This window comes from Psychromarinibacter sp. S121 (assembly GCF_049801035.1).
GTDB lineage: Bacteria > Pseudomonadota > Alphaproteobacteria > Rhodobacterales > Rhodobacteraceae > Psychromarinibacter.
The window spans coordinates 134,018-157,298 of record NZ_JBNAGE010000001.1; the positions used below are offsets into that span (position 1 = coordinate 134,018).

Genomic DNA, 23,281 nt, shown 5'->3' on the forward strand with positions numbered 1-23,281 from the left:
GCCCTGCACAGCACTGCACCAGCCCGCCGCCGCGGGCGGTGCATCACGGGATGGAGGAAAAGCGATGCTGGACAACCCCGACAACATCTACAAGCCGAGCGCGGAATTCATTCAGAACGCCCACATCGGCCCCGACAAGTACAAGGAAATGTACACGGTTTCGGTCGAGGACCCCGAAACCTTCTGGGGCGAGCACGGCAAGCGGCTTGACTGGATCGAGCCCTACACCAAGGTCAAAAACACCTGCTTCGATTATGGCAAGGTCTCGATCAAGTGGTTCGAGGACGGCGTCCTTAACGTCGCCGCCAACTGCATCGACCGCCATCTTGCGACGCGCGCCAACCAGACCGCGATCATCTTCGAGCCCGACGATCCGAACGCCGAAGCGCAGCACATCACCTACAAGGAACTGCACGAGAAGGTCTGCCGCATGGCGAACGTCCTTCTGTCGCAGGGCGTGATGCGGGGCGACCGCGTGGTGATCTACCTGCCGATGATCCCGGAAGCCGCCTATGCGATGCTGGCCTGCGCCCGGATCGGCGCGATCCATTCCATCGTCTTCGCGGGCTTCTCGCCCGACGCGCTGGCGAACCGGATCAACGACTGCGGCGCCAAGCTGGTGATCACCGCCGACACCGCGCCCCGTGGCGGTCGCGTCACCGCGCTGAAGTCGAACACCGACGCCGCGCTGCTGCACTGCTCGGACAAGGTGCGCTGCCTTGTGGTGAAGCACACCGGCGACCAGACCACCTGGATCGACGGCCGCGACGTGGACGTGAAGGCGCTGATGGAAACCGCCGCGCCCGACTGCCCGCCGCGCCCGATGAACGCGGAAGACCCGCTGTTCATCCTCTACACCTCGGGGTCGACCGGCAAGCCGAAGGGCGTCGTTCACACCTCGGGCGGCTACCTCGTCTACGCGGCGATGACGCAGGAATACACGTTCGACTACCATGAGGGCGACGTGTTCTGGTGTTCGGCGGACGTGGGCTGGGTCACCGGCCACAGCTATATCGTCTATGGCCCGCTCGCCAACGGCGCGACCACGCTGATGTTCGAGGGCGTGCCGACCTACCCGGACGCCGGCCGCTTCTGGGCCGTGTGCGAGAAGCACAAGGTCAACCAGTTCTACACCGCGCCGACCGCAATCCGCGCGCTGATGGGGCAGGGGCCGGAATGGGTCGAGAAGTACGACCTGTCGTCGCTGAAGCTGCTGGGCACCGTGGGCGAGCCGATCAACCCGGAAGCCTGGAACTGGTACAACGAACTGGTGGGCAAGGGGAAACTCCCCATCGTCGACACCTGGTGGCAGACCGAAACCGGCGGCCACATGATCACGCCGATCCCCGGCGCGGTCCCGGCCAAGCCCGGCTCGGCGACGCTGCCGTTCTTCGGCGTGAAGCCGGTGGTTCTTGAGGCCGAGAAGGGCACCGAGATCGAGGGCAACCCGGCCGAGGGCGTGCTGGCCATCGCCGATAGCTGGCCCGGCCAGATGCGCACCGTCTGGGGCGATCACGACCGGTTCGAGGCGACCTACTTCCAGCAGTACAAGGGCTATTACTTCTCGGGTGACGGCTGCCGCCGCGACGAGGACGGCTACTTCTGGATCACCGGCCGGGTCGATGACGTCATCAACGTCTCGGGTCACCGGATGGGCACCGCCGAGGTCGAAAGCGCGCTGGTGGCGCATGCCGACGTGGCCGAGGCCGCGGTGGTGGGCTTCCCGCACGACATCAAGGGGCAAGGCATTTACTGCTACGTGACCTTGATGAATGGCGTCGAGGCGACGGACCAGTTGAAGAAGGACCTTGAAAAGTGGGTCCGGACCGAGATCGGCCCGATTGCCAAGCCGGACCACATCCAGTGGGCGCCGGGGCTGCCGAAGACCCGCTCGGGCAAGATCATGCGCCGCATCCTGCGCAAGATCGCCGAGAACGACTATGGCGCGCTGGGCGATACCTCCACGCTCGCGGATCCCACCGTGGTCGACGACCTGATCGCGAACCGCATGAACAAGTAACCGCGTTCAAAGTCATGAACGGAAAAGCGCGCCCCTCCCGGCGCGCTTTTTCGTGTGGGAAGGGCGGCGGCGCGTCAGCCGATTTGCAACGTGTAGACGTCGCTGTCCGGCGTCGAAAGTCGGGGGTCCGCGGCGAAGCCCGCCTTTTGCAGCACCCGCGCCGAGGCCGGGTTGTCGCGGCCCACCCCGCCAAGAAGCCTTGCGGGCGGTCCCGTCCGCAACATGGACACAAGACCCCTCAGAAGCTCGGTTGCCGCCCCGTTGCCCCAGACGTGTTCGGCAAGCAGATAGCCGACGTGAACATCGCGCCGGCCTTCGGCGTCGTCCCCGGCGGCCAGGATGATCAGCCCGACAAGGCCCGGGGCAGTCCGCGAGGTGACGACCATGACTTCGCTTTCGGTCTTTCGCGCGTCGATCCAGGCCGACGCCGCGTCGGGTGACGGGGCCAGTTGCATGGAGGGTGGAAGGTGCGCCAGTACCTTCGGGGTCAGGATCGCGGCCAGCTCCTTTTCCAGAACTTCGCGATCCGTGGGGCGGTCCGTCAGCGGGCGCCAATCCAGGACCCGGAACCTGTCGGTGGAAAACGCGGTGACGTGCAATGCCGTCGCCACCGCTCAGCCGTTCAGCAGGCCGAGGATAAGATAGAAGATCAGCGCCGGACCCAGCGCGAGACCCATCGGGAAATCCTGGATTGCGAAGGATTTCCAGTCGGTTGCACGCTGCATCGCCGGGATGGCCCGGAAGGCGCGGTGGGTGACGTAGGCGGCCAGCAGGACCGCGCCGAACAGGAAGGCGAAGGGGCGCGCATCGGCCAGCGGGATGAAGGGGGCCATGGCGGCGGCGAATTTGGCGTCACCGGCGCCGATCATGCCGACCATGTTCATCAAGAACCCGACCACCAGCACCACAACCAGCTGCAGAAGCCGCCAGGGGTATTCCGGCAGCGGCACCGCGATCAGCCCGACCACAAGGAACACCAGCGTCAGGGCGTAGACCGCCTTGTTCGGGATTTTCATGAACTTGACGTCGTTCCACGCCACCCAGATGCCGATGGGCACCGCGAAGGGCAGGAACCAGAGCGCTTGGCTTGCGGGCAGGGTCAGCATCGCGGGGGTCCGTGCGGCTGACGGGGCCCGCAGGCCCCGCCGGATCAGTTGGTGACGTTCGCTTCCAGCGCGCGCAGCGAGCGCACGGCGGCCTCGAAGTGCTGCGGATGCGTGTCGATTGCCTCGCGCAGCAGGCCCTTGCCGATTTCGATGTCACCTTGCTTGACGGCGGACAGGCCAAGCGTGTGCAGAAGCTGCGCCCGCTCGATCTGCGACATCGGAACCACCGGCAGCTCGTAGTCGCGCTGCGCGCCACGGGCGAGGGCCAGGTTGTTCTTCGCGGTGAACAGGCTGTCGTCATAGGTGATGGCTTCGCCGAACAGGCGTTCCGCCTCGGCGTATTCGCCGCGCGACAGCTTCGAGTAGCCCCAGTTGTTCAGCACGCTGCCGGGTTTCGTGGTCAGACCGACCGCGATCTCGTAGAACGCGTCGGCGTCCTTCCACTCCTGATTGGAGTCGGCGATCATCGCTTCCAGCTTGTAGCGCTTGAAGGTCTCGTAGGTCGGCGGGATCTTGTCCAGCGCCGCCTCTGCGGTGTCCCAGTCGCCGGTGCGGATCAGCGCGTCGGCGTATTCGACCCGGTCGGAATTGGTGACTTCCGCGTGGTCGACGACCGCTTTCCACGCCACCGCACCTTCGGTGTTCCGCTTGGCGCGGACCAGCGACAGCGCGTGGCCCCGCAACAGGTCGATCCGGTCCGGATGCTCGGCCAGCGAGCGCCTGAAATAATTCACCGCCTCGTTCGGGTCCGCGACCGTCAGCATGATGTCGTTGAGATTGCTCTCGTCGATCACATTCACGGTGTCGAACGCACGTTCAACATCCGCGTCGCCCGCCTTGTCGCCACAGGCCGACAACAGCACGGCGCTGCCGAGGCAGACCACCCCAACCAACTTGCGCATCTTTGGCGTCCTTTTACTGCTCGCTCTCCGCCTCCGGAGTGGAGAGAAGCAGGTATTCCCCGCCTCCCCGCCGGACCAGGGCGAATTGGGTATTGTTTTCCGCATCGTAGTCCGGATTTTTCATTTTTGCGAGCGCTAAGCGCAAATTGTCCCGAATTGCGCTGCTTTCCCCGTTATCCAGCGCGAATGCGGTATGAAAGACACGCTCGGCCTCGGGAATTTGACCCAGTTCCATCAGGACGACGCCAAGGTTGTTCCACGCGGGAACGAAAGTCTGATCCTCTTCGACGGCGCGGCGCAAGATCTTTTCAGCCTGATTGAGCCGCCCAAGCCGTAGGTTGGCAGAGCCGATGGCGGACAAAACGTCGACGTTAAGCCCCTGATCGGCGGCGGCGCGGTAATAGGCGCGCAGCGCCAGTTCGTATTCGCCCGACGCCATCAGCCGATGGCCCACAAGCAGACCGTCGACATCCTCGCCGCTGCGATCCACGGAAGGCGCGTAAAGCCCGTCTCCGGGCGTGCGAAGACCGCCCGGTGTGCAGGCGGTCAGCGCGAGGACGACCAGGAGCAATCCCGGCCAGCTATGTGACATTGCAGAGCCCTGCCTAGTAACCCGTCTGCGTCGCCGTCAGCGTCAGGTAGATGCCGTAGACCGAGGGGCCCACGAGGATCACCAGAAGCGGCGGAACCGTAAGCATCATTGTGGCAAGGGTCATCTTGGTGGGCAAGGTGTTCGCCTTCTCTTCGGCCCGCATCACGCGCTTGTCACGCATCTCGGCCGAGAAGACCCGCAGCGCTTCGGCGATCGAGGTACCAAAGCTTGCGGACTGGATCAGCACCGTCACGAAGCTGGCCACATCCGGCACGCCGCAGCGCTCGGACATATCGCGCAGAACCGAGATACGGTCCTTGCCGGCCTTCATCTCTTGGCTGACGGTGTCGAACTCGTCGGCCAGCGCCGGATAGCCCGCGCGGATTTCGCGGGCCACGCGCAGGATCGCCTGATCGAGCGACTGACCGGCCTCGACGCAGACCAGCATCATGTCCAGCGAGTCAGGGAAGCCGTTGATGATCTCTTCCTCGCGGCTCTGGACGCGGCGGTTGACCCAGTACTTCGGTGCCATGTAGCCGGCGGCGCCGGGGATCAGGATCGACAGGATGATCTGCTGCGTGGTCGGGTCCTGCGTCATCTGCAAAAGCAGCGCATAGGCCGTGCCCAGCACCAGACCGCCCGCACCCAGCGCGAACTGGGCAAAGTGGTACATCCGCACCGCGTTCTTCTGGCGATAGCCGGCGCGCAGCAGCTTCAGCTGGATCGCCGAATATTCCTCGGCGTCCTTGGGTTCGAGGAAGTCCGAGTACTTCTCGAGCTTGTCCTTCTTCGTCTGCGCGCGCAGCTGCGCCTCGGGGCGCGAGCTTGGGGCCTTTGCCTGTTCCTTCAGGCGGTCCAGCGGGTCTTTCTGCTTTTTCAGGAAGACGGGCAGGGCGATGAGGATCAGCAAGATGCCGAGGAACCCGGCGGCCAGCAGCGGGCCCAGCGGGCCGAAAGTGTCGGTCAGAAAGCTCATGGCGGCTGCTCCTCAGACCTTGATGTTGACCAGCATCTTCATGACGAAGACGTTGGCGATCAGGAAGCCCGCGACGACGAGACAGGCGGGAATGAACACCGGGGTGCCCATCACCTGATCGTAGTAGTTCGGCTGTGCGACGTTGATGCCGACCAGCGCCAGCAGTGGGAAGCCCGACAGGAATTTGCCGGACCATTTCGCTTCGGCGGTGATCGCGGTCACCCGGCGGAACAGCTTGAACCGCGAACGGATCACCTTGGCGAGACCCTCGAGGATTTCGGCAAGGTTACCACCCGAGGTCTGCTGGATCGTCACCGCGACCGCGAGGAAGCGAAGGTCCTGCATGTCCAGACGTTCGGCCATGGCCTTCAGCGCCTCGCCCACGTCCCGGCCATAGGCGGCCTCGTCGGCGATCATGCCCATCTCGGTGCCAAGCGGGTCGGGGACTTCTTTGGCGACGATGTTCAGGGCCGAGCTGAAGGGGTGGCCGACGCGCAGGCTGCGGACCATCAGTTCAACCGCGTCGGGAAGCTGTTCTTCCAGCAGCTTCATCCGCTTGGTGGCCTTGTTATTGATCCAGACGTAGACCGCGCCGATGCCCATCAGCACCGAGACGCCGATGCGGATCTGGATCGAGGCGCCGGTGCCGATGGTCAGGCCGACGAAGGCCACCATCGAAAGCAGGCCCATAACCATGATCAATTGCACCGGGGTGAAGGCGATGTTCGCCTTCTGCGCCTTCTCGGCAAGGATTGCGTACAGCGGGATCGAGCGCGACTTGAGGTGCTGCGACATCTCCTTGCGAAGCTGCTCCAGCACCTGCTCGCGGCCGACGCCCTTTTCCAGCATTTCCATCCGGCGGTTCAGCCGGCTGTTCAGGCTGATGGATTTGCCGAAGACGGTCAGGTAGATGCCTTCGACAAGAACCAGCACGGCCACGAAGATCAGGCCGTAGATGATCAGTTCTATGGGGACGCCCATGAATTACAGTCCTACAGAAGGTTCGAAGATCTGCGGCGGCAGGTCGTAGCCCCACTGCCGGAAACGCTCCGAGTAGTGCGACCGCACACCGGTCGCAGTGAACTGGCCGATGATCTTCCCGTTCGGCTCCAGCCCAAGGCGCTGGTACCGGAAGATCTCCTGCATCGAGATGACTTCCCCTTCCATCCCGGTGATCTCTGTAATCGAGACCATCCGGCGCGAGCCGTCCTGAAGACGGCTTGCCTGCACGATCAGGTTCACAGCCGAGGCGATCTGAGAGCGGACCGCCTTCAGCGGCATCTCGATCCCGGCCATGGCGATCATGTTCTCAAGGCGCGAGACACCGTCGCGGGCGCTGTTCGCGTGAATCGTGGTCATCGAGCCGTCGTGGCCGGTGTTCATGGCCTGCAGCATGTCGATGACTTCCTCGCCGCGCGTTTCGCCGACGATGATGCGGTCGGGACGCATCCGCAGGGCGTTTCGCAGACAGTCGCGCTGGGTGACGGCGCCCTTGCCCTCGACGTTCGCCGGGCGGCTTTCCATCCGGCCCACGTGGGTCTGCTGAAGCTGAAGTTCCGCAGTGTCCTCGATGGTCAGGATGCGCTCGCTGTCGTCGATGAAGGACGACAGGGCGTTCAGCGTGGTCGTTTTACCGGAACCGGTACCGCCCGAGACGATGACGTTCAGCCGGCAGGCGACCGCGGCTTCCAGATACATCGCCATGTCTTCCGAGAAGGCGCCGAAGCCGACAAGGTCGCGGATGCCCAGCTTGTCCTTCTTGAACTTACGAATCGAGACCAGAGAGCCGTCCACCGCGATCGGCGGGACCATGGCGTTGAAACGCGAGCCATCCGCAAGACGGGCGTCGACATAGGGGTTCGATTCATCGACGCGACGACCCACGGCGGACACGATCTTGTCGATGATCCGCAGCAGGTGGCGTTCGTCCTTGAAGGTGATGTCGGTCAGCTGCAGCTTGCCCGCGCGTTCCACGAAGATCTGCTGCGGCCCGTTTACGAGAATATCGTTCACGCTGTCGTCCTGCAGCAGCGCCTCGAGCGGGCCAAGGCCCGTGACCTCGTTGTAGAGGTCCTTGTTCAGCGTCGTGCGCTCGTCCTTGTTCAGGACGATGGACAGTTCTTCCAGCGCCTCGGACGAGATCGCGCCGATCTCCTGACGAAGGTCGGCTTCGGTCGCGTGTTCCAGCGCGGCAAGGTTCAGGTTGTCGAGCAGTCGCTTGTGCAGCTCCACCTTGATCTCGGCGATGCGCTCTTTGCGCTTGCGTTCCTTGTCGGCCGGGGTCGGCGCGGCGGGGGCCGTGCGCGACGCCTGCTTGGGGCTTGGCGCGGCCGCTTTCGGGGCGGCTTTCGGCGGTGCCTTTGCCGGCGCGGAGGCCGACTCGGCGCTGGCGTCGGCCTTCACGGGCTTGGCGGTTTCGGTCGTCTTCTTGCTGTACCGGGCAAACACTTGGCAGCTCTCCCGAAAGGGGTTCTTGTTACTCGGCCTCTAGCGCGGCCTGTTCGACGTTGTGCTGGTGGATCGACCCGGCGAGCTTCGCGAGTTCCTTCCGCAGTGGGTTCTTCCCGGCGGCCGAAGCCAGCGGCGTGCCATGGTCACAGGCCTGCATCACCTGCTTGCCGCCGTCCGGCATCAGGATCTCGATGTCGATATCCAGGCTTTCCGCCATCCGCTTGACCCGGCTCTTGCCGGTCAGGTCGGTGAACTTCGGCGACCGGTTCAGGATGTAGCGCAGCTTTTGGTGCGGCAGGTCCTCGGACTTCAGCGCGCGCAGCATCCGCAACGCGTTCTGCGCCGACCGCATGTCCAGCTCCAGCCCAGCAAGGTAGACGTGGCTTTCGTTCAGCACCGTCTCGGTCCAGTTGACGATGGTGGTCGGCATGTCGATCACCACGTAGTCGAAGTTGGACGTCGCCACTTCAAGCAGGCGCTCGATGTCTTCGGGCGTGATGAAGTCCAGCGGCAGGATGTCTGCGGGCGCGGTCAGCACGTGCATCTTGTCCTGATATGAGGCGAGCGCATGGACGAAGGCTTCGGCGTCCATCGAGGCGGTGTCCGACAGCAGCTCGTACACCGCTTCGCGGCGGGGCAGGTCCAGGTAGGTCGAGACCGAACCGAACTGCAGGTCGAGGTCCAGCATCGCCACGCGGGGCGGCTTTTTGTCGTCGATGGTCGCCAGTTCCCACGCCAGGTTGGTCGCGATGGTCGTGGCGCCGACGCCGCCGGCCAGCCCATGCACCGTCACGATCACGCCGTTGCGGTCATGCTTGCTGGGGTGGGCGGTGTTGATGTTCGCGATCTCGCCGCCGGTCGGTTCGGGCTTGCGCAGGCGCTCGATGGCGTCGTGCAGCGTGCCTTCGGGAAGCGGGTAGGGGCAGAACTCGCGGGCGCCCAGCCGCAACAGCTGGTGCAATGCGATGGGGCTGACGTTCTCGGCGATCAGGATCACCTTCAGCCCGTTGGCGTTCGCGGTCTCGATCAGGTCGGCGATGCCGGCGAGGTTGGTCTCGTCCTGCTCGTCGATCGCGATCGCGACGAATTCCATGAATTTTGCATCTGGCTGGGTAAAAAACACCCGCGCGTCGTCGAATGACAGGTCACCCCAGGCTTCGCCCAGCTCGGTTTCCATATCCTCGATGAGAAGATCGAACTTCTGCACGTCACGCGCGACGGTGCACGCGAGGATCGGTTCCGGATCGCTCTGCAAGGCCGCGTTTGAACTCATCGTCTAAATCCCTTCTGCCCGAAACGGCCGAAAAGGCGCAGGTTCTTGCACCCCGGCTGCACCGGTAATCGGCCCCCCTCGGGCCGAAAACACTGCTCCGATGCTGTTAATCTGCTGAGAAATGTGGGCGAGATTGCGGCCAAAAAATCATCATTATTCGGTCTTTTGGAACGGAGCCCGCCAGACTGGCGGATTGTTCCTGACCTGATGAAACAGGCGGTCGTACAAGGAATGCGGGCCGCCCTTGGTGAAAGGCGGCCCGAGTTCGCTGTCCCTTGCGGCCGTTTTCGGCCCTTCTTGCGCCGTCCCCGGCGATGGTCCCCGCGCCATCCTGGCGGCGCAACCCGTGGAAAAGGGTGGGGAAATTCCTGACCGTTTCCGGTGTTAGAAGTTCGACTCGGCAGAGCCGCCCGGCGGAAGCTCGGTGGCGCTGGCGACGTATTCGCGGAAGATCACCTCGGCATACTTGCCGTTCAGGATCAGCGGATGGTTCTTGACGAAGCCGGTGACTTCGGTCACCGCGCGACGGTTCCGCATCTCGGGCTGGTCGGTGTAGATGATCGGCTGCGTCTCGCCGAAGGACACGACGGCCTCAAGCCGCGAGCGGCTGATTCCGCGGCTGACAAGGAAGTTCACCACCGCGTTCGCCCGGCGCAGACCAAGCGCCTTGTTATAGGCGGTCGAGCCGACAAGGTCGGTGTGGCCGTAGACGCGGAAGCGGACCTCGGGGAACTGGGCGATCCAGCGCGCCTGCGCATCAAGCGCCAGCCGCGCGGCGTTGGTGATCTGCGCCGAGTTGAATTCGAACTCGACCACCGTCGGGACCTCGCGGTTGAACCTGGCGTTCAGGTTCAGCACGTACGACAGATCGCCGTTCTGGATGCCCGTGTTGTTCATCGTGGCGTTGCCGAAGCCGCCCTCGTCGATGAAGGCCCCGGCTTCCTCGTGCCAGCTGGAAAAGACCTTGCGGTCGCCGCAGGCGCCGAGCGCCAGCAGGCTGGTCGCGGCGAGAAGGATCTTGGTGCGTTGGCTGGCCATTGGTCCTACTCCATCACATAGCCATAGGACCCGTCGAAGTCCTGTTGCGAGACTTCTCCGGCCGGTCCGGGCGCGGGCCTGTTGGGGTCGCCAACGGTCTTGCCGAACAGGAACAGTTCGGATTCGGTCGGCGGGCGGATGCGGTCGGTCGGAAGCGCCAGGGCGTCTCCGCGTGTGGGCGTCACGAGGTGCGGGGTGATGATGATCACCAGTTCGCTTTGCGAGCGCTGATAGCTGGCCGAGCGGAACAGCGAGCCCAGCACGGGCACGTCGCCCAGCCAAGGCACCTGGCTGTTCAGGTCCTCGAAATCGTCTTGCAGCAGGCCCGCGATGGCAAAGCTTTCCCCGTCACGCATCTCGACCACGGTCGACGTCTCGCGGCGGCGGAAGGCGTTCACCGAGATGCCCGACTGTTCCACCGTGATCGACGGGTCGATGCCCGACACGGCGGCGTTGAGCTGCAGGTTGATGCGGTCCTTGTCGACCACGCGCGGGGTGAACTTCAGCTCGATACCGAAGGGCTTGTACTCGATCGTGACCGAGCCGTCGTTGTCGACGACCGGGATCGGGTATTCGCCACCGGCGAGGAAGCTGGCTTCCTGCCCCGAAAGGGCGGTGAGGTTCGGTTCTGCGAGCGTGCGCACGACGCCCTTGCTTTCCAGCGCTTCCAGCAGGATCCCGAATTCGAACGACCCGGCCGAGAAACCAAGCGCCAGCGCGCCGTTGGTGCCGGCGGTGACTTCGATCGGGTTGCCAAGGCCGTTGTCGCCGTCCAGCCACGTGCCGCTTTCACCCGCGATGCCGAAGTCGGTGCCGCCGTTGATCGCCAGCGAGGACGAAAGGCTTTTCGAAACCGAACGCTCCATCTCGGCGAAGCGGACCTTCAGCATCACCTGGTGGGTGCCGCCGACGACCATCAGGTTCGATACCCGGTCGGGGGCGTAGCGGTTGGCGAGGTCCAGCGCGCGGTCGAGCTTCTCGATGCTCGACACCACGCCCGACAGGACGATGCCGTCGTTCGCGGTCCGCACCTCGATCTGTTCGCCGGGCAGGATCTGCTGCAGGCGTTCCTTGAACTCGGCGACGTCGGGCGCGACCTGCACCTCGACGTTGGCGATCAGGTCGCCTTCGACACCAAGAAGGGTCAGCGTGGTGCGCCCCGGTGCCTTGCCGAGCACGTAGATCGTGCGGTCGGAGAGGGTGGAGATGTCCGCGATGGAAGGGTTGGCGATCGAGAGTTCCGCGAAGGGAACGTCGCTTTCAACCACCACGGCCCTGTTCATCGGAACGTTGAGACTGCCAGAGGCAGCCCCTCGAAGGACACGAAGATTCTGTGCCGATGCTTCCGGGACGGATGTGCTCAGGACGGACAGCCCCAGCAGGGCCATCCCAAGGTATTTCGCAATGTGCATGTGACCTGCCTCTATGATCACTCGAGTCCCGGTCGTTTCGCCGGATTACGTGAAAAGTGCAGGAGTTTTAGAATTTAATCAAGAATCAAGTATTTGGAGAGGACTTCTTATGTGGGTATCCCGCAACAGAATCGCTTAATTTGTACATATTCAACAGAATGGGCCCCGCATGTTGCGAGGCCCATGAATGTTCGAATCGTACTATGATCAGTTGGTGCAGGGGATCGGCGTCTCGATGTACTGACCGCCGCGGCTGACGCGGATGGTGCAGACTTCGGGCGCTTCGACCTCGGCGACCTCGGGTGCTTCCTCGACCTCGATGATCTCTTCGATGCCCAGCAGGCGGTTCTGGTCGATCTCCACCTCGTTCTCGACCACCGAGGTGTCGGTGGCACCCAGCAGCGACAGCGACAGGCGGCCGGTGCTTTGGGCCTGCGCCAGCGCGGCGACCTCGATCGGCGAGGCCTCGACCGTGACGGTGCGGGCGATGGTGGGGGCGGCGCGGTCGCCGTCCGCGGTCTGGTCGACCGCGACAAGCGTGATGCCCGACAGGATCAGTTTGGTCACGTCGCGGTCGCCGCTGCTGGCGCGGCCCGGAAGCTGGCCGGTCCAGTACACGTCGACCCGGTCACCCGGACGCAGGAAGCCCGACACCCCCGAGGCGACGTCGACCTTGATGGCGAAGGCGCGCATGCCCTTGGTCAGGCGGGTGCTTACGCCGGCATCCTGTCCGGGCTCGGTGATCTTGACCACCATCAGCGGCTCGTCCTTTTCGATGGTGCGCAGCGCGGTGCGCACGATCTCGGGGCCCTTGCTGAACACGGCGTCGACCGAGGGGAACGCACCCTCGGGGATCGAAGAGGCCGGCCATCGGATCACGCGGATGTCTTCCGCCTTGATCGGTTCGCCGTACTTCAGTTGCTTGTTCGCGACGACCACATCGACCGTCGGCACGATCTGGTCGCGGGCGACACGCTCGCTCTCCAGGTAATCCTTGGCCATGTATACGGCAAAGCTCGCAAGTCCGAGACCCGCGATCAGTACCAGTCCGAAAATCGCTCTCATTCCGGTCCCTTTCCCAAAAGGCACTTGCGCACCGCGCCTCGGCGCGGCGGGCGTATCTCTCCCCTATCCGGCAAAGCTTGCTATCGGATTGCGGCGAAAGCATGCAGGGGCGACGGCGAAGCTGTGATTTCTCCACGCTCCGGTAACAGTCGCGCGAGTTCCCCCGCACTGGTCCGGGCCGCTTCGGGGGGCATAAAGTGCGGGCCGGCGCGGTGCGGACGCCGGCCCGGTCGATCCGGTGTCCCGGGTCAGTAGGAGGTCTTGATGCCCTGCGACGACAGGTGCGAGCCGATGGTCTCGCCATAGTCGTCGGTGGCGCCGCCGACGGTCGTCAGCACGGCGATGCCGAGGCCCACGATGGCGGCGGTCAGCACGACCCAGTCGACGGTCACGGCGCCGGCCTCTTCCCGGTCGAACCGGCGGATCAGGCTCAGGATCTTCATGATGTCTTGCTCCGAATACTGCTCGATCATTTATCCCGCCCCTTGGTTGGGCGGCTGCCGGACAGCATGGCGCGGCAAATGCGGCGGGATTGGGGCAGGTCGGGAACAATGCACGCGGGCCGCCGGGCACTTGTGTCCCCGTGGCAACAATGGCGTCAGGCAAGAGAAAAGCCGCGCCCCCGGTGAGACGCGGCCTTTGAAGGTTCGCTCAGACGATTAGTAGGTCGTCTTGATGCCCTGCGACGACAGGTGCGAGCCGATGGTCTGGCCGTAGTCGTCGGTGGCGCCACCAACGGTGGTCAGAACGGCGATGCCGAGGCCGACGATGGCAGCGGTCAGCACGACCCAGTCGACGGTCACGGCGCCATCTTCGTCGGCGCGGAAGCGATTGATCAGGTTGAACAGTTTCATGGTTTTCTCTCTCTCCAAAAGCAAAGACGCTTGTCTCGATTACCGCCACAAGCGTCGGGAAAGTTCTTAACCCGTTGCCCGTCTTGGCATGCTGTCATTACACGTTTGGATTTGGGCGACACTGTGTCTGGCATCGTACATTTTCGGCCCGGCCTCATGGTATTTTAAGGGAAGTTCAAACCAGCAGTTTCCCGCTCAGAACGCCTGTTTCCTTGGCGATATCGGGGGGCAGAATGTCAATTTTGACACATCGGCCGTTCAATGCCCCCTGTCCGAGGTGAAGAACTGGCCTTGCTTCATGGCTTTTGCAATGCAGAAGCAGGGCAGTTACGGGGCAAGGCGCACCCCTATGATGAAAATCATTTCGATACTGGCGATTGCCGGCGCCGCGGCGCTGTCGTCTGCCGGTGCATCCGCGCAAGAGCCGCCTGCCTTCCGGGAATTCACCTTCAAGCGCGTCAAGCCGCCGTCGGGCGCGGGCCCCCGCATCACGGTTCAGATCGAGCCGCAGCCGGATCTTCCCGCCGCACCAGAGCCCGAGCCAGAGTCCGAGGTCGCCGCACCGCCGGTCACCGGCGCGTTCGCGTGGTACTGGGAGAAAGTGCGGCCGGAACTCGAGGCCGCCGGCCCCGGTCGGCTGGAGACGGCGTTGAACGAGCTGGTGAACGGCCCCGGCGTGCCGACGCCGCGGCTGGCTTCGATGCAGAAGATCGCCGATCTCTACGGGCGCGAGATCCTTGCCGCCACCATCGGCACCAAGGTCTCGCCCGCGCTGGTGCTGGCGGTGATCGGGATCGAAAGCTCGGGACGGGTGGATGCCATCAGCGGCAAGGGGGCGACGGGGCTGATGCAGCTGATGCCCGCCACCGCTGAGCGCTTCGGCACCACCGACATCACCGACCCGGCCGACAACATCAAGGGCGGTGTGGCCTATCTTGACTGGCTGATGGGCGAGTTCGGCGAGGACCCGCTGTTGGTGCTGGCCGGATACAACGCGGGCGAGGGGGCCGTGTGGAAACACGGCGGCGTCCCGCCCTATGACGAGACGCGGGCCTATGTGCCCAAGGTGCTTGCTGCATGGACGGTGGCGCGGGGGCTGTGCCAGTCGCCGCCGATGTTCGTCAGCGACCCCTGCGCGTTGCGGATCGTGGACAGGATGGCTGCGGATGAGTGAAGGAAGGCCGCTGGTGCTGGACGTGGATGGCACGTTCCTGCGCACGGATATGCTGTATGAATGCTTCTGGGGCGGGCTGGGCCGCGACCCCATCCAGACGATCCGCACCGCCGCGGCGCATTTCAACGACCGCTCGGTGCTGAAGCGGCGGATGGCCGAGATCGCCACGCTGCGCACCGACCTGCTGCCGGTGAACGAGGATGTCCGCCAGCTTGCCCTGCAGGCGCAGGCCGAAGGGCGCGAGGTGGTGCTGGCCTCGGCGTCCGACAGCGCGCTGGTGCAGGCCGTTGCCCGCGAATTCGGCCTTTCGCCCCGCGTCTTCGCATCAGAGCCGGGCCACAATCTGAAAGGCGCGGCCAAGGCCGATGCGCTGGTCGAGGCCTACGGTGAGGGCGGCTTCGACTATGCCGGGAACGAAACGGTCGACAAGGCGATCTGGGACCGCGCGCATGGCGCGGTGATCGTCGGCGACCACCCCGAGATCGCCGCCGAGCTGGAAGCCAAGGGCAAGCCCGTCACCGTGATCGAGGACGGCTGGACCGCGCGCGGTCTGCTGAAGGCGCTTCGTCCGCACCAGTGGGTGAAGAACATCCTGCTGATGGTGCCGATGATCGCGTCGCACTATTTCGACTGGTCGACGCTGTTCACGGTGCTGATGGGGATGGTCGCCTTCTCCTTCGCGGCGTCCTCGATCTATATCGTGAACGATCTACTCGACCTCGAGGCCGACCGTCTGCACGCGACCAAGCACAAGCGTCCCTTCGCCAGCGGGCGGGTGCCGATCAGCGTTGGCATGGCGACGTGGGCGGTGCTGACCGTGCTGGCGGTGGGCATCGGGTTGGCGATCAGTCCGGGCTTTCTTGGCGTCGTGGTGCTTTATATGCTGCTGTCGCTCAGCTATTCGTTGAAGCTCAAGCGGCTGCGTTGGGTGGATATCGCCACGCTGGCGGGGCTTTACACCCTGCGCGTCGTGGCCGGCGCGCTTGCGGTGGACGTCTACGTGTCCGGCTACCTCTTGGTGTTCATCTTCCCGACCTTCGTGACGCTGGGCTGCGTGAAACGGCTGACCGAGGTGACGCTGGCCACCAACGACGAGCGCCTGCCGGGGCGGGGCTATGGCCGCCCGGATCGGGGCGATCTTTTGAACGTCGCGTGGCTGGGCACCTTCGGGTCGCTGCTGACCTTCTTCCTGTACAGCTTCACCGAGCAGGCGCACGAACTTTACCCGACGCGGTGGCTGTTGTGGGTCGCGATGGTGCCGTTGTTCCTGTGGCTGTGGCGCATGGTGCGGCTAGGCTATCAGGGCAAGCAGGATTACGACCCCATCGTCTTCGCGGTACGCGACAAGCACGGGCTGGGGCTGATCTTCATCATGCTGGCGGTCATGTTCTACGCCGCAGGGCTGTGGCAGGTCTGGTTCGGCTGATCGGCCTCAGACCTCGGGAAACAGCCCCTCGGGCGGGTCGGCCACGATACGGCCCGTGGTCAGGTCGACCGTGGGGACCGCCTGCATCGTAAACGGCAGCAGCACGGGTTCCGCGATGCCGGGGCCCGTGACCTCCAAAAGGTCGGTCGCGCCGTGGTTCAGCACCGCTTTCACATGTCCCAGCAACGCGCCGCCGGTGTCGCGGACCTCCAGCCCGATCAGGTCCGCGTGATAGTATTCATCGTCCGGCAGGACGGGCAGGGCATCGCGGTCGGCGTACAGCCGCACGCCCTTCAGCGTGTCCGCCTGTTCCTTGGTCTCGATGCCAGAGACGCGGGCGGCGAAGCCCGTCTTGATCGCCTGCGTGATGTGCAGGGTAAAGCTGCGGTCTCCCGCCTCGGTCCACAACGGGCCATAGTCGGCGATGGCCTCGGGCTCGGCGCAGAAGCTTTTCAGCCGCACTTCGCCACGGACGCCGAAAGAGCCCGACAGGGCGCCGACGCAGATGCGGGAGTCGGTCATGGCTGCACCTCCAGCGCGGTGGCGATCGTGCGGTAGTCCGCTTCGGAAATCTCGAACTTCCCGCGCCGGAAGGCCATGCCCCAGTAACGCGGGTCTTTGACGAAGCTCAGGTCCTCGAGCATCGGGCGCACCGGAGCGGGCGTCACGTCGTCATAGGACGCGTCGCGGCACCAGCCTTCGCCCATCGGAAACTCGCGGATGTAGGGGGCGTCGCCGGTGACCACGGCATGGGCCACGAAGGCCTGCACGGGGTCACCGTCGAAGTCTGTCCGGGGCGCGTACAGCACGACCCGGTCACCCGGCGAAAGATCCTTCACCGGCGCTTCACGCCCGTGGCTGAACGCGACGATACCCGCTTCGCGGGCATAGCCGGCCTGCCGGGCGTGGACCACGCCGATGAAGGAACGGACCGCCAAGTCAGGTGGCGCGGATTACTCCGCGCCTTCCTCTGCGGGCTCTTCGGCCGGCTCTTCCGCCGGAGCGGCAGCGGCTTCGGCCGCGGCAGCAGCCTTGGCGGCTTTCTCTTCAGCGCGCTCTTCGGCTTTCTTGCCCGGCTTCGCCTTGTTCGGGTTGCTGCGCTCTTTCTTGGTCAGAACGCCGGCAGCTTCCAGCATGCGCTGGATGCGGTCGGTCGGCTGCGCGCCCTGGTCCAGCCAGTACTGCACGCGCTCCATGTTCATCTTGACGCGGTCTTCCGAGTCTTTCGCCAGCAGCGGGTTGTAGGTGCCCAGCTTCTCGATGAAGCGGCCGTCGCGCGGCATGCGCGAGTCGGTGGCCACGATCGAGTAGTGGGGGCGCTTCTTGGAGCCGCCGCGGGCCAGTCGGATCTTCATTGCCATTGTTGTTCTCCTTTGAATGGCGGTCGTTTGGCGCGAGTGTGCGCCGTCAGGATTGGTGTTTCTTGTGATGACGGATCACTTCCTCGATCACGAAGGCCAGAAAGGCCTTCGCGAAATCGGGGTCGAGACCCGCTGCCTTGGACAGCGATTCCAGCCGCGCGATCTGGATTTCCTCGCGGGCTGGGTCGCTGGGGGGCAGGTCGTGGGTGGCCTTCAGGACTCCCACTTCCTGCGTATGCTTGAACCGTTCGGCCAGCGTGTAGACGAGGATCGCGTCCAGACGGTCGATGCTGGCGCGGTGGTCGGCCAGGATCTCTGCGGCGCGGGCGGCGTCTGTGGTCATGCGGTGGCTCCGGTCAGGTCGTAACGATAGACGTTGGTGTCGTTGCGGTCGGGCTCGGGCAGCAGGTCCTCTGCCGCCGCATCGCGCGCGCCGCCGAGACGCAGCGCCAGCGAGATCGAGCGGGCATTGTCGCGGGCGACGTAGCTGACCAGCGTGGTCATCCCCAGCGTCTCGCGGGCGTGGGTCATCACGGCACGGGCGGCTTCATAGGCGAAGCCATGGCCTTCCGAGGCGGCGTCGAACATGAAGCCCAGCTCGGGTTCCATGTCGCCCGGCTCGAAGCCGATCTGCGCGAAACCGATGGCGCGGCCGCCGTTGCAGACCGTCCAGCACCCGGTGCCGCGCAGGTACCATGTGCCGGTCATCTGCATGAACTCGGACCACGCGGCTTCGCGCGACATCGGGCCGCCCATTCCGGCGGCGCGTTCCGAGCAGGCGATCTCGGCGAACAGGTCGAAGTCGTCGATCCGAGGCGCGCGCAGCAGCAGGCGGTCGGTGCCCAGAACCGGGACCATCGACTGCATCCGGTCGGCCAGACCGGCGGCGGGGCCCATCGGGGAGAATTCGTGCGGATGGATCATGCGTAGGCCTCCATTCCGCCCGAGGCGTCGGTGCCGTCGGGGCGGGCGTGGCGATAAACAAGAAGGTCGGTATACCCGTCGGGTTGCGCGGCCGTCGCGTCGACCGCCGCGCCCATGCGCTGCGCCAGCGCGATGGACCGGGCGTTGTCGGCGTCGATGTAGCTGACGCAGGTGTCCCAGCCGAGCACGTCGAAGGCGTGGCCGATCACGGCGCGCGCCGCCTCGGCGGCATAGCCCTTGCCCTCGGCTTCCGGGGCCCAGATCGACCAGCTGATTTCGCGCTCGGGCCAGCCGTCCGGATACCACGGGCCGACGCCGCCGACGGTCTTGCCGGTGTCGCGCTCGACGATGGCGAAGATGCCGAAGCCGTGGATCGCCCAGTGACCGATCAGCGACGCAAAGGCGCGCCACGCCTTGCCACGCGGGAAATCCGCGCCGCCGCCGACGAAATGCCCGCGCCCGGACATCAGGAAGGACACGAACACGTCGCGGTCCGACGCCTGCACGGCGCGCAGCGTCAGGCGCTCGGTCTCAAGCACGGGGGTTCCGGTCAGCTGAACGGTCATGCCGGCAACTCGCTTGGATGACGCCAGATCTCGACGGCCTTGCCGCTATCGGGGTCGCCAAAGGGTTTGCCGGTGTTCTTCGCGCCAAGGCGGTCCGCCAGCTTCGCCGAGCGGACGTTCGACGGCGCGATCAGGCTGATCGCCGTGGTCCAGCCCAGCGTCTCGTAGGCCCAGCGGCGCACGGCGGCGACCGCCTCGTAGGCGACGCCGCGGCCCTCGGCACTGGCAAACACCGACCACGCGAGTTCCGGCTCGGGCCAGCCCTCGGGATAGTAGGGGCCGACGATGCCCAGCGGTTCGTCCGTGTGGCGGTCGGCGACAAGGAACCGGCCGAAGCCGCGCATCTGCCAGTGACCGACGATCTCGGACAACTGGCTGAACGCGGTATTGCGCGAGAACGGGCCGCCAAGGAAGGCGGTGCGCTCGGCATCGCCACGGAACGCTGCATATGCCTCGAAATCCTCCCAGCGCGGGGCGCGGAGGGTCAGGCGCTCGGTTTCGAGCGTGGGGATATGCAGCGTGGTGCCGGTCATTTCTTCTTGCCGAAGCCCGACAGGCCGGGGGGCAGAGCGGAACCGGCGCCGGGCATGCCCGGGAAGCCCTTGGGCAGACCGCCGGCCATGCCACCGGGCAGGCCACCACCGGTGCCCATCTGCTTGGCGGCGGCTTCCATCTCGGCCTCGGACGGCATGCCGGACTTGCCGAACATGCCCTTCATGGCCTGTTTCAGCATCCCGCCCTTCATCTTGCCCATCTTCTTCATCATGTCCGACATCTGCCGCTGCATCTTCAGCAGGCGGTTCAGTTCGGACACTTCCATGCCGGCACCGGCGGCGATGCGCTTCTTGCGGCTGGCCTGAAGGATCTGCGGGTTGGCGCGCTCCTTCTTGGTCATCGAGTTGATCAGGGCGATCTGGCGGCGCAGGACGGTGTCGTCCATCCCGGCCTCGTCCATCTGGCCCTTCATCTTCTTCATGCCCGGCATCATCGACATGATGCCTTCCATGCCGCCCATCTTCATCATCTGCTCAAGCTGCATCTTCAGGTCGTTCATGTTGAACTGACCCTTCTGGAAGCGCTTCATCATGCGCTCGGCCTGCTCGGCCTCGATGGTCTGCTGAGCCTTTTCCACCAGCGAGACGATGTCGCCCATGCCAAGGATGCGGCCGGCGATCCGCTCGGGGTGGAATTCCTCAAGCGCGTCCATCTTCTCGCCAAGGCCGACGAACTTGATCGGCTTGCCGGTGACGGCGCGCATCGACAGCGCCGCGCCGCCGCGTCCGTCGCCGTCCATCCGGGTCAGGGCGACGCCGGTGATGCCGATGTCGCGGTCGAAAGCTTCGGCCACGTTCACCGCGTCCTGACCGGTTAGGCCGTCGACGACAAGGATCGTCTCGCGCGGGTTGGTGATGTCGCGGACCTCGGCGGCCTGCTGGATCAATTCCTCGTCGATGTGCAGACGGCCGGCGGTGTCCAGCATGTAGACGTCATAACCGCCAAGGCTGGCCTGCGTCTTGGCGCGCTTGGCGATCTGCTGCGCGGTCTCGCCCTTGACGATGGGCAGGGTGTCGACGCCGATCTGCCGGCCAAGGATCGCCAGCTGTTCCATTGCCGCCGGACGGTTGGTGTCGAGCGACGCCATCAGCACGCGCTTGCCGTTGGTCTGGGTCAGGCGGCGGGCCAGTTTGGCGGTCGTGGTCGTCTTGCCCGAGCCCTGCAGGCCGACCATCAGGATCGGCGCGGGCGGGTTGTCGATCTTCAGTTCGCCCGGGTTCGCATTGTCGCCCGCCAGCACGTCGATCAGCGCGTCATGGACGATCTTGACGACCTGCTGGCCCGGCGTCACCGACTTGGTGACAGCCTGCCCGGTCGCCTTGTCCTGCACCGCCTTGACGAAGTCGCGGGCCACGGGAAGCGAGACGTCGGCCTCAAGCAGCGCGACGCGCACCTCGCGCAGGGCGGTCTTGACGTCATCCTCCGACAGCGCCCCTTGCTTGGTGAGGCGGTCGAAGACGCCGGAAAGGCGGTCTGACAGGGTCTCGAACATGGGCCACGGGCCTTTGCGTCTTGTTTCGGTTGCTCCCCACGTAAGGAGCGAACCGGAATGCGCCAAGCGCCCCTGCGGGCGAAACTCGCTGGCAGGGGGCGATCTTTGCAATACGCAAAGACCGGAAGCTTTGGCACTTCCGGAAAGTCGACCGGTCCTTAGGGCAGGGCAGGGACCGGAGTCAAGGCCATAGTCAGGTGAGACAGGCCTATTGCGACAAGGGGAAGAAGATCGAAATCGCAATCACCGCAGCGATGCCCGCCACGATGTTCATCGGCACGCCGACCTTCAGAAAATCGGCGAAGCGGTAGTTGCCCGCGCCGTAGACCAGCGTGTTGGTCTGGTAGCCGATCGGAGTGGCGAACGACGCGCTGGCCCCCATCATCACCGCCATCACCATCGAGCGCGGATCATAGCCAAGCTGCGCGGACAACGCGATCACGACAGGGGTCAGCACCACCGCGACCGCGTTGTTGGTCACCGTCTCGGTCAGCACCGACGCGGTGGCGTAAACCACCGCCAGCACCAGCCACGGCGGCAAGTTCTGCAACAGTGGCGCGATGGCGCCCACGACCAGCTCGACAGCGCCGGTCAGTTCCAGCCCCTTGCCGACAATCAGCATGGCGAAGATCAGCACCAGGATGCCTGCGTCGATGGAATCCCACGCCTCGTCGTTGTCGATACAGCGCAGCACCAGCATCGCCGCCACCGCCAGCAGCGCGGCGATCAGGATATCGGCCATGCCGATCGCCGACAGTGCGACCACGAGGATCAGCGCCAGCAGGGCCAGCGGAGCCTGGCGGCGGCGGTAGGCGCGGCCCGAGGTGCGGGTGATCGCGACCACATCGCCTTTCTGGGCCAGCTGGTCGAAGCTTTCGGGCGGCCCTTCCATCAACAGCCTGTCGGCGGCGCGCAGGCGGACCGAGTTCAGGTCCGCGCCGGCCACATGGTGCGGACGGTGGACGCTCAGCAGGCGGATGCCATACCGCGACCCAAGGCCCAGTTCCGACAGCCGCGCACCCACCGCCGCGCGGGCGGGGGTCACGATGGCCTCGACACGCACCAGCTTGGCATCGTCCGCCCGCCGCGCCTGGTTCGGCGGGTTGCGGCGCAGGCCAACGCGCAGGCCCTTCGTCTCGTGCAGGGTCAGGACCTCGGCCATGTGACTGACGACGATCAGCGCGTCGCCGACCTGCAGCACCTCTTCGGACAGGTCGCCGCGCCGGATGCGTCCGCCGCGTCGCAGACCGGTGATGCGGATGCCGGGCCGGTTCAGGGGCGCCACCTCGGACAACTGTACGCCCTCGTAGGGTGACTCGTCCGCCACCGTCACCTCTGTCAGGAAGGGCGAGCCGTCCATCTTGTCGTCGATCACGCCCGCGTCGTCCCGGGCCGGAAGCAGGAAGCGGCCCGCGAACAGCATGAACCCCATGCCCGCCGCCGCCGTCACCAGCCCGACCGGTGCGATCTCGAAAATGCCGAACCCGTCCATCCCCGCATCCTGCGCGACGCCGTTGACCAGAAGGTTGGTCGAGGTGCCGATCAGGGTGCAGGTGCCGCCAAGGATCGCGGCATAGCTGAGGGGGATCAGGTACTTGGTCGACGGGCTGTGCCGCGCCTGCGCCAGCTTGATGACCACAGGGATCAGGATCAGCACGACCGGCGTGTTGTTGACGAAGGCCGACGCCACCATCGTCGAGCCGAAGAACAGCGCCAGCGTCTGGATTGGCCGCTGTTCCGCGCGCGAGACGATCATCTGCGCCAGCGCGTCCAGCAGACCCGTCCGCACCAGTGCGCCCGAGATCACGAACATCGCCGCGATCGTCAGCGGCGCGCCGTTCGAGAAGGCCGCCGACACCTCGCGCGCGGGGACGAAGCCCATGACGATGAACACGGCGGCTCCGGCGGTGGCGGTCACTTCGGGGGGGTACAGTTCTGCCACGAAGGCTGCGAACAGCAGGACCAGCAGTCCCAGTGCGATCACGGCCTCGTGGCCGGCGATCAGGTCGAACATTTATCGGGCGCTCCGCCTGTTCCGTTCATTGCCGTCCGCAACGTGCCCGTCTACCACGGTGGCCGAGCCGGTGCGAAGGG

The 23,281-nt window shown here is 65.2% G+C and carries 25 protein-coding genes; 3 read left to right on the plus strand and 22 right to left on the minus strand.

Annotated features, from left to right (window positions below):
• Positions 1–64: 64 nt before the first annotated feature.
• The gene (gene acs, locus ACP156_RS00660; protein WP_425049355.1) at positions 65–2,020 is read left to right on the plus strand and encodes an acetate--CoA ligase; all 1,956 of its coding nucleotides are present in this window, start codon (positions 65–67) and stop codon (positions 2,018–2,020) included.
• Positions 2,021–2,094: 74 nt separating this feature from the next.
• On the opposite strand, the gene ACP156_RS00665 is transcribed toward acs, so the two are convergent.
• The 13 genes from ACP156_RS00665 to ACP156_RS00725 form a co-directional block, all read right to left on the minus strand.
• A complete protein-coding gene (locus ACP156_RS00665) occupies positions 2,095–2,631 on the minus strand; it encodes a GNAT family N-acetyltransferase (RefSeq protein WP_425049356.1) in 537 nt (178 codons plus the stop codon).
• A 3-nt stretch (positions 2,632–2,634) separates the two neighbouring features.
• Complete coding sequence (locus ACP156_RS00670; RefSeq protein WP_425049357.1) at positions 2,635–3,126, minus strand: prepilin peptidase; 492 nt, start codon at positions 3,124–3,126, stop codon at positions 2,635–2,637.
• A gap of 44 nt (positions 3,127–3,170) precedes the next feature.
• Positions 3,171–4,028 carry a tetratricopeptide repeat protein gene (locus ACP156_RS00675; RefSeq protein ID WP_425049358.1) on the minus strand — a complete coding sequence of 286 codons (858 nt, stop codon included), beginning with the start codon at positions 4,026–4,028 and terminating at the stop codon, positions 3,171–3,173.
• A gap of 13 nt (positions 4,029–4,041) precedes the next feature.
• On the minus strand, positions 4,042–4,620 hold the full coding sequence (locus ACP156_RS00680) for a tetratricopeptide repeat protein (RefSeq protein ID WP_425049359.1): 579 nt from the start codon (positions 4,618–4,620) through the stop codon (positions 4,042–4,044).
• A 13-nt stretch (positions 4,621–4,633) separates the two neighbouring features.
• The gene (locus ACP156_RS00685; protein ID WP_425049360.1) at positions 4,634–5,596 is read right to left on the minus strand and encodes a type II secretion system F family protein; all 963 of its coding nucleotides are present in this window, start codon (positions 5,594–5,596) and stop codon (positions 4,634–4,636) included.
• 12 nt (positions 5,597–5,608) lie between these two features.
• Positions 5,609–6,577: a type II secretion system F family protein gene (locus ACP156_RS00690; protein ID WP_425049361.1), complete on the minus strand. Its 969-nt coding sequence runs from the start codon at positions 6,575–6,577 to the stop codon at positions 5,609–5,611.
• 3 nt (positions 6,578–6,580) lie between these two features.
• Positions 6,581–8,044, minus strand: a complete 1,464-nt coding sequence (locus tag ACP156_RS00695; RefSeq protein WP_425049362.1) for a CpaF family protein — start codon at positions 8,042–8,044, stop codon at positions 6,581–6,583.
• Positions 8,045–8,072: 28 nt separating this feature from the next.
• Positions 8,073–9,320: an AAA family ATPase gene (locus ACP156_RS00700; RefSeq protein ID WP_425049363.1), complete on the minus strand. Its 1,248-nt coding sequence runs from the start codon at positions 9,318–9,320 to the stop codon at positions 8,073–8,075.
• A 384-nt stretch (positions 9,321–9,704) separates the two neighbouring features.
• Positions 9,705–10,358 (minus strand): OmpA family protein, encoded by a 654-nt coding sequence (locus ACP156_RS00705; protein WP_425049364.1) that lies wholly within the window; start codon positions 10,356–10,358, stop codon positions 9,705–9,707.
• A gap of 5 nt (positions 10,359–10,363) precedes the next feature.
• A complete protein-coding gene (locus tag ACP156_RS00710) occupies positions 10,364–11,746 on the minus strand; it encodes a type II and III secretion system protein family protein (RefSeq protein WP_425050798.1) in 1,383 nt (460 codons plus the stop codon).
• 231 nt (positions 11,747–11,977) lie between these two features.
• Positions 11,978–12,835 (minus strand): Flp pilus assembly protein CpaB, encoded by an 858-nt coding sequence (gene cpaB, locus ACP156_RS00715; protein ID WP_425049365.1) that lies wholly within the window; start codon positions 12,833–12,835, stop codon positions 11,978–11,980.
• 248 nt (positions 12,836–13,083) lie between these two features.
• On the minus strand, positions 13,084–13,308 hold the full coding sequence (locus ACP156_RS00720) for a Flp family type IVb pilin (RefSeq protein WP_425049366.1): 225 nt from the start codon (positions 13,306–13,308) through the stop codon (positions 13,084–13,086).
• Between the two features lie 186 nt (positions 13,309–13,494).
• On the minus strand, positions 13,495–13,689 hold the full coding sequence (locus tag ACP156_RS00725) for a Flp family type IVb pilin (RefSeq protein ID WP_275632351.1): 195 nt from the start codon (positions 13,687–13,689) through the stop codon (positions 13,495–13,497).
• 349 nt (positions 13,690–14,038) lie between these two features.
• Between ACP156_RS00725 and ACP156_RS00730 the strand changes: the two genes are divergently transcribed.
• Together ACP156_RS00730 and ACP156_RS00735 are read left to right on the plus strand one after the other, a co-directional pair.
• Entirely contained in the window at positions 14,039–14,863 is an 825-nt protein-coding gene (locus ACP156_RS00730; protein WP_425049367.1) for a lytic transglycosylase domain-containing protein, read from the plus strand.
• Positions 14,856–16,289, plus strand: a complete 1,434-nt coding sequence (locus ACP156_RS00735; RefSeq protein ID WP_425049368.1) for a UbiA family prenyltransferase — start codon at positions 14,856–14,858, stop codon at positions 16,287–16,289. The genes ACP156_RS00730 and ACP156_RS00735 overlap by 8 nt, the downstream gene beginning before the upstream one ends.
• A gap of 6 nt (positions 16,290–16,295) precedes the next feature.
• On the opposite strand, the gene rimM is transcribed toward ACP156_RS00735, so the two are convergent.
• The 9 genes from rimM to ACP156_RS00780 all read right to left on the minus strand — a co-directional run bounded on the left by rimM (position 16,296) and on the right by ACP156_RS00780 (position 23,201).
• On the minus strand, positions 16,296–16,811 hold the full coding sequence (rimM, locus tag ACP156_RS00740; protein ID WP_425049369.1) for a ribosome maturation factor RimM: 516 nt from the start codon (positions 16,809–16,811) through the stop codon (positions 16,296–16,298).
• Entirely contained in the window at positions 16,808–17,227 is a 420-nt protein-coding gene (locus tag ACP156_RS00745; RefSeq protein ID WP_425049370.1) for an EVE domain-containing protein, read from the minus strand. Before ACP156_RS00745 ends, rimM begins: the two co-directional genes overlap by 4 nt.
• Before the next feature lie 15 nt (positions 17,228–17,242).
• Entirely contained in the window at positions 17,243–17,650 is a 408-nt protein-coding gene (rpsP, locus tag ACP156_RS00750; RefSeq protein ID WP_425049371.1) for a 30S ribosomal protein S16, read from the minus strand.
• A 46-nt stretch (positions 17,651–17,696) separates the two neighbouring features.
• A complete protein-coding gene (locus ACP156_RS00755) occupies positions 17,697–17,993 on the minus strand; it encodes a chorismate mutase (protein WP_425049372.1) in 297 nt (98 codons plus the stop codon).
• On the minus strand, positions 17,990–18,574 hold the full coding sequence (locus tag ACP156_RS00760; protein WP_425049373.1) for a GNAT family N-acetyltransferase: 585 nt from the start codon (positions 18,572–18,574) through the stop codon (positions 17,990–17,992). Before ACP156_RS00760 ends, ACP156_RS00755 begins: the two co-directional genes overlap by 4 nt.
• Positions 18,571–19,140, minus strand: a complete 570-nt coding sequence (locus ACP156_RS00765; RefSeq protein ID WP_425049374.1) for a GNAT family N-acetyltransferase — start codon at positions 19,138–19,140, stop codon at positions 18,571–18,573. Before ACP156_RS00765 ends, ACP156_RS00760 begins: the two co-directional genes overlap by 4 nt.
• The gene (locus ACP156_RS00770) at positions 19,137–19,673 is read right to left on the minus strand and encodes a GNAT family N-acetyltransferase (protein ID WP_425049375.1); all 537 of its coding nucleotides are present in this window, start codon (positions 19,671–19,673) and stop codon (positions 19,137–19,139) included. The genes ACP156_RS00765 and ACP156_RS00770 overlap by 4 nt, the downstream gene beginning before the upstream one ends.
• Positions 19,670–21,187, minus strand: a complete 1,518-nt coding sequence (gene ffh / locus ACP156_RS00775) for a signal recognition particle protein (RefSeq protein ID WP_425049376.1) — start codon at positions 21,185–21,187, stop codon at positions 19,670–19,672. The genes ACP156_RS00770 and ffh overlap by 4 nt, the downstream gene beginning before the upstream one ends.
• Before the next feature lie 208 nt (positions 21,188–21,395).
• A complete protein-coding gene (locus tag ACP156_RS00780; protein WP_425049377.1) occupies positions 21,396–23,201 on the minus strand; it encodes an SLC13 family permease in 1,806 nt (601 codons plus the stop codon).
• Between the last annotated feature and the right edge of the window lie 80 nt (positions 23,202–23,281).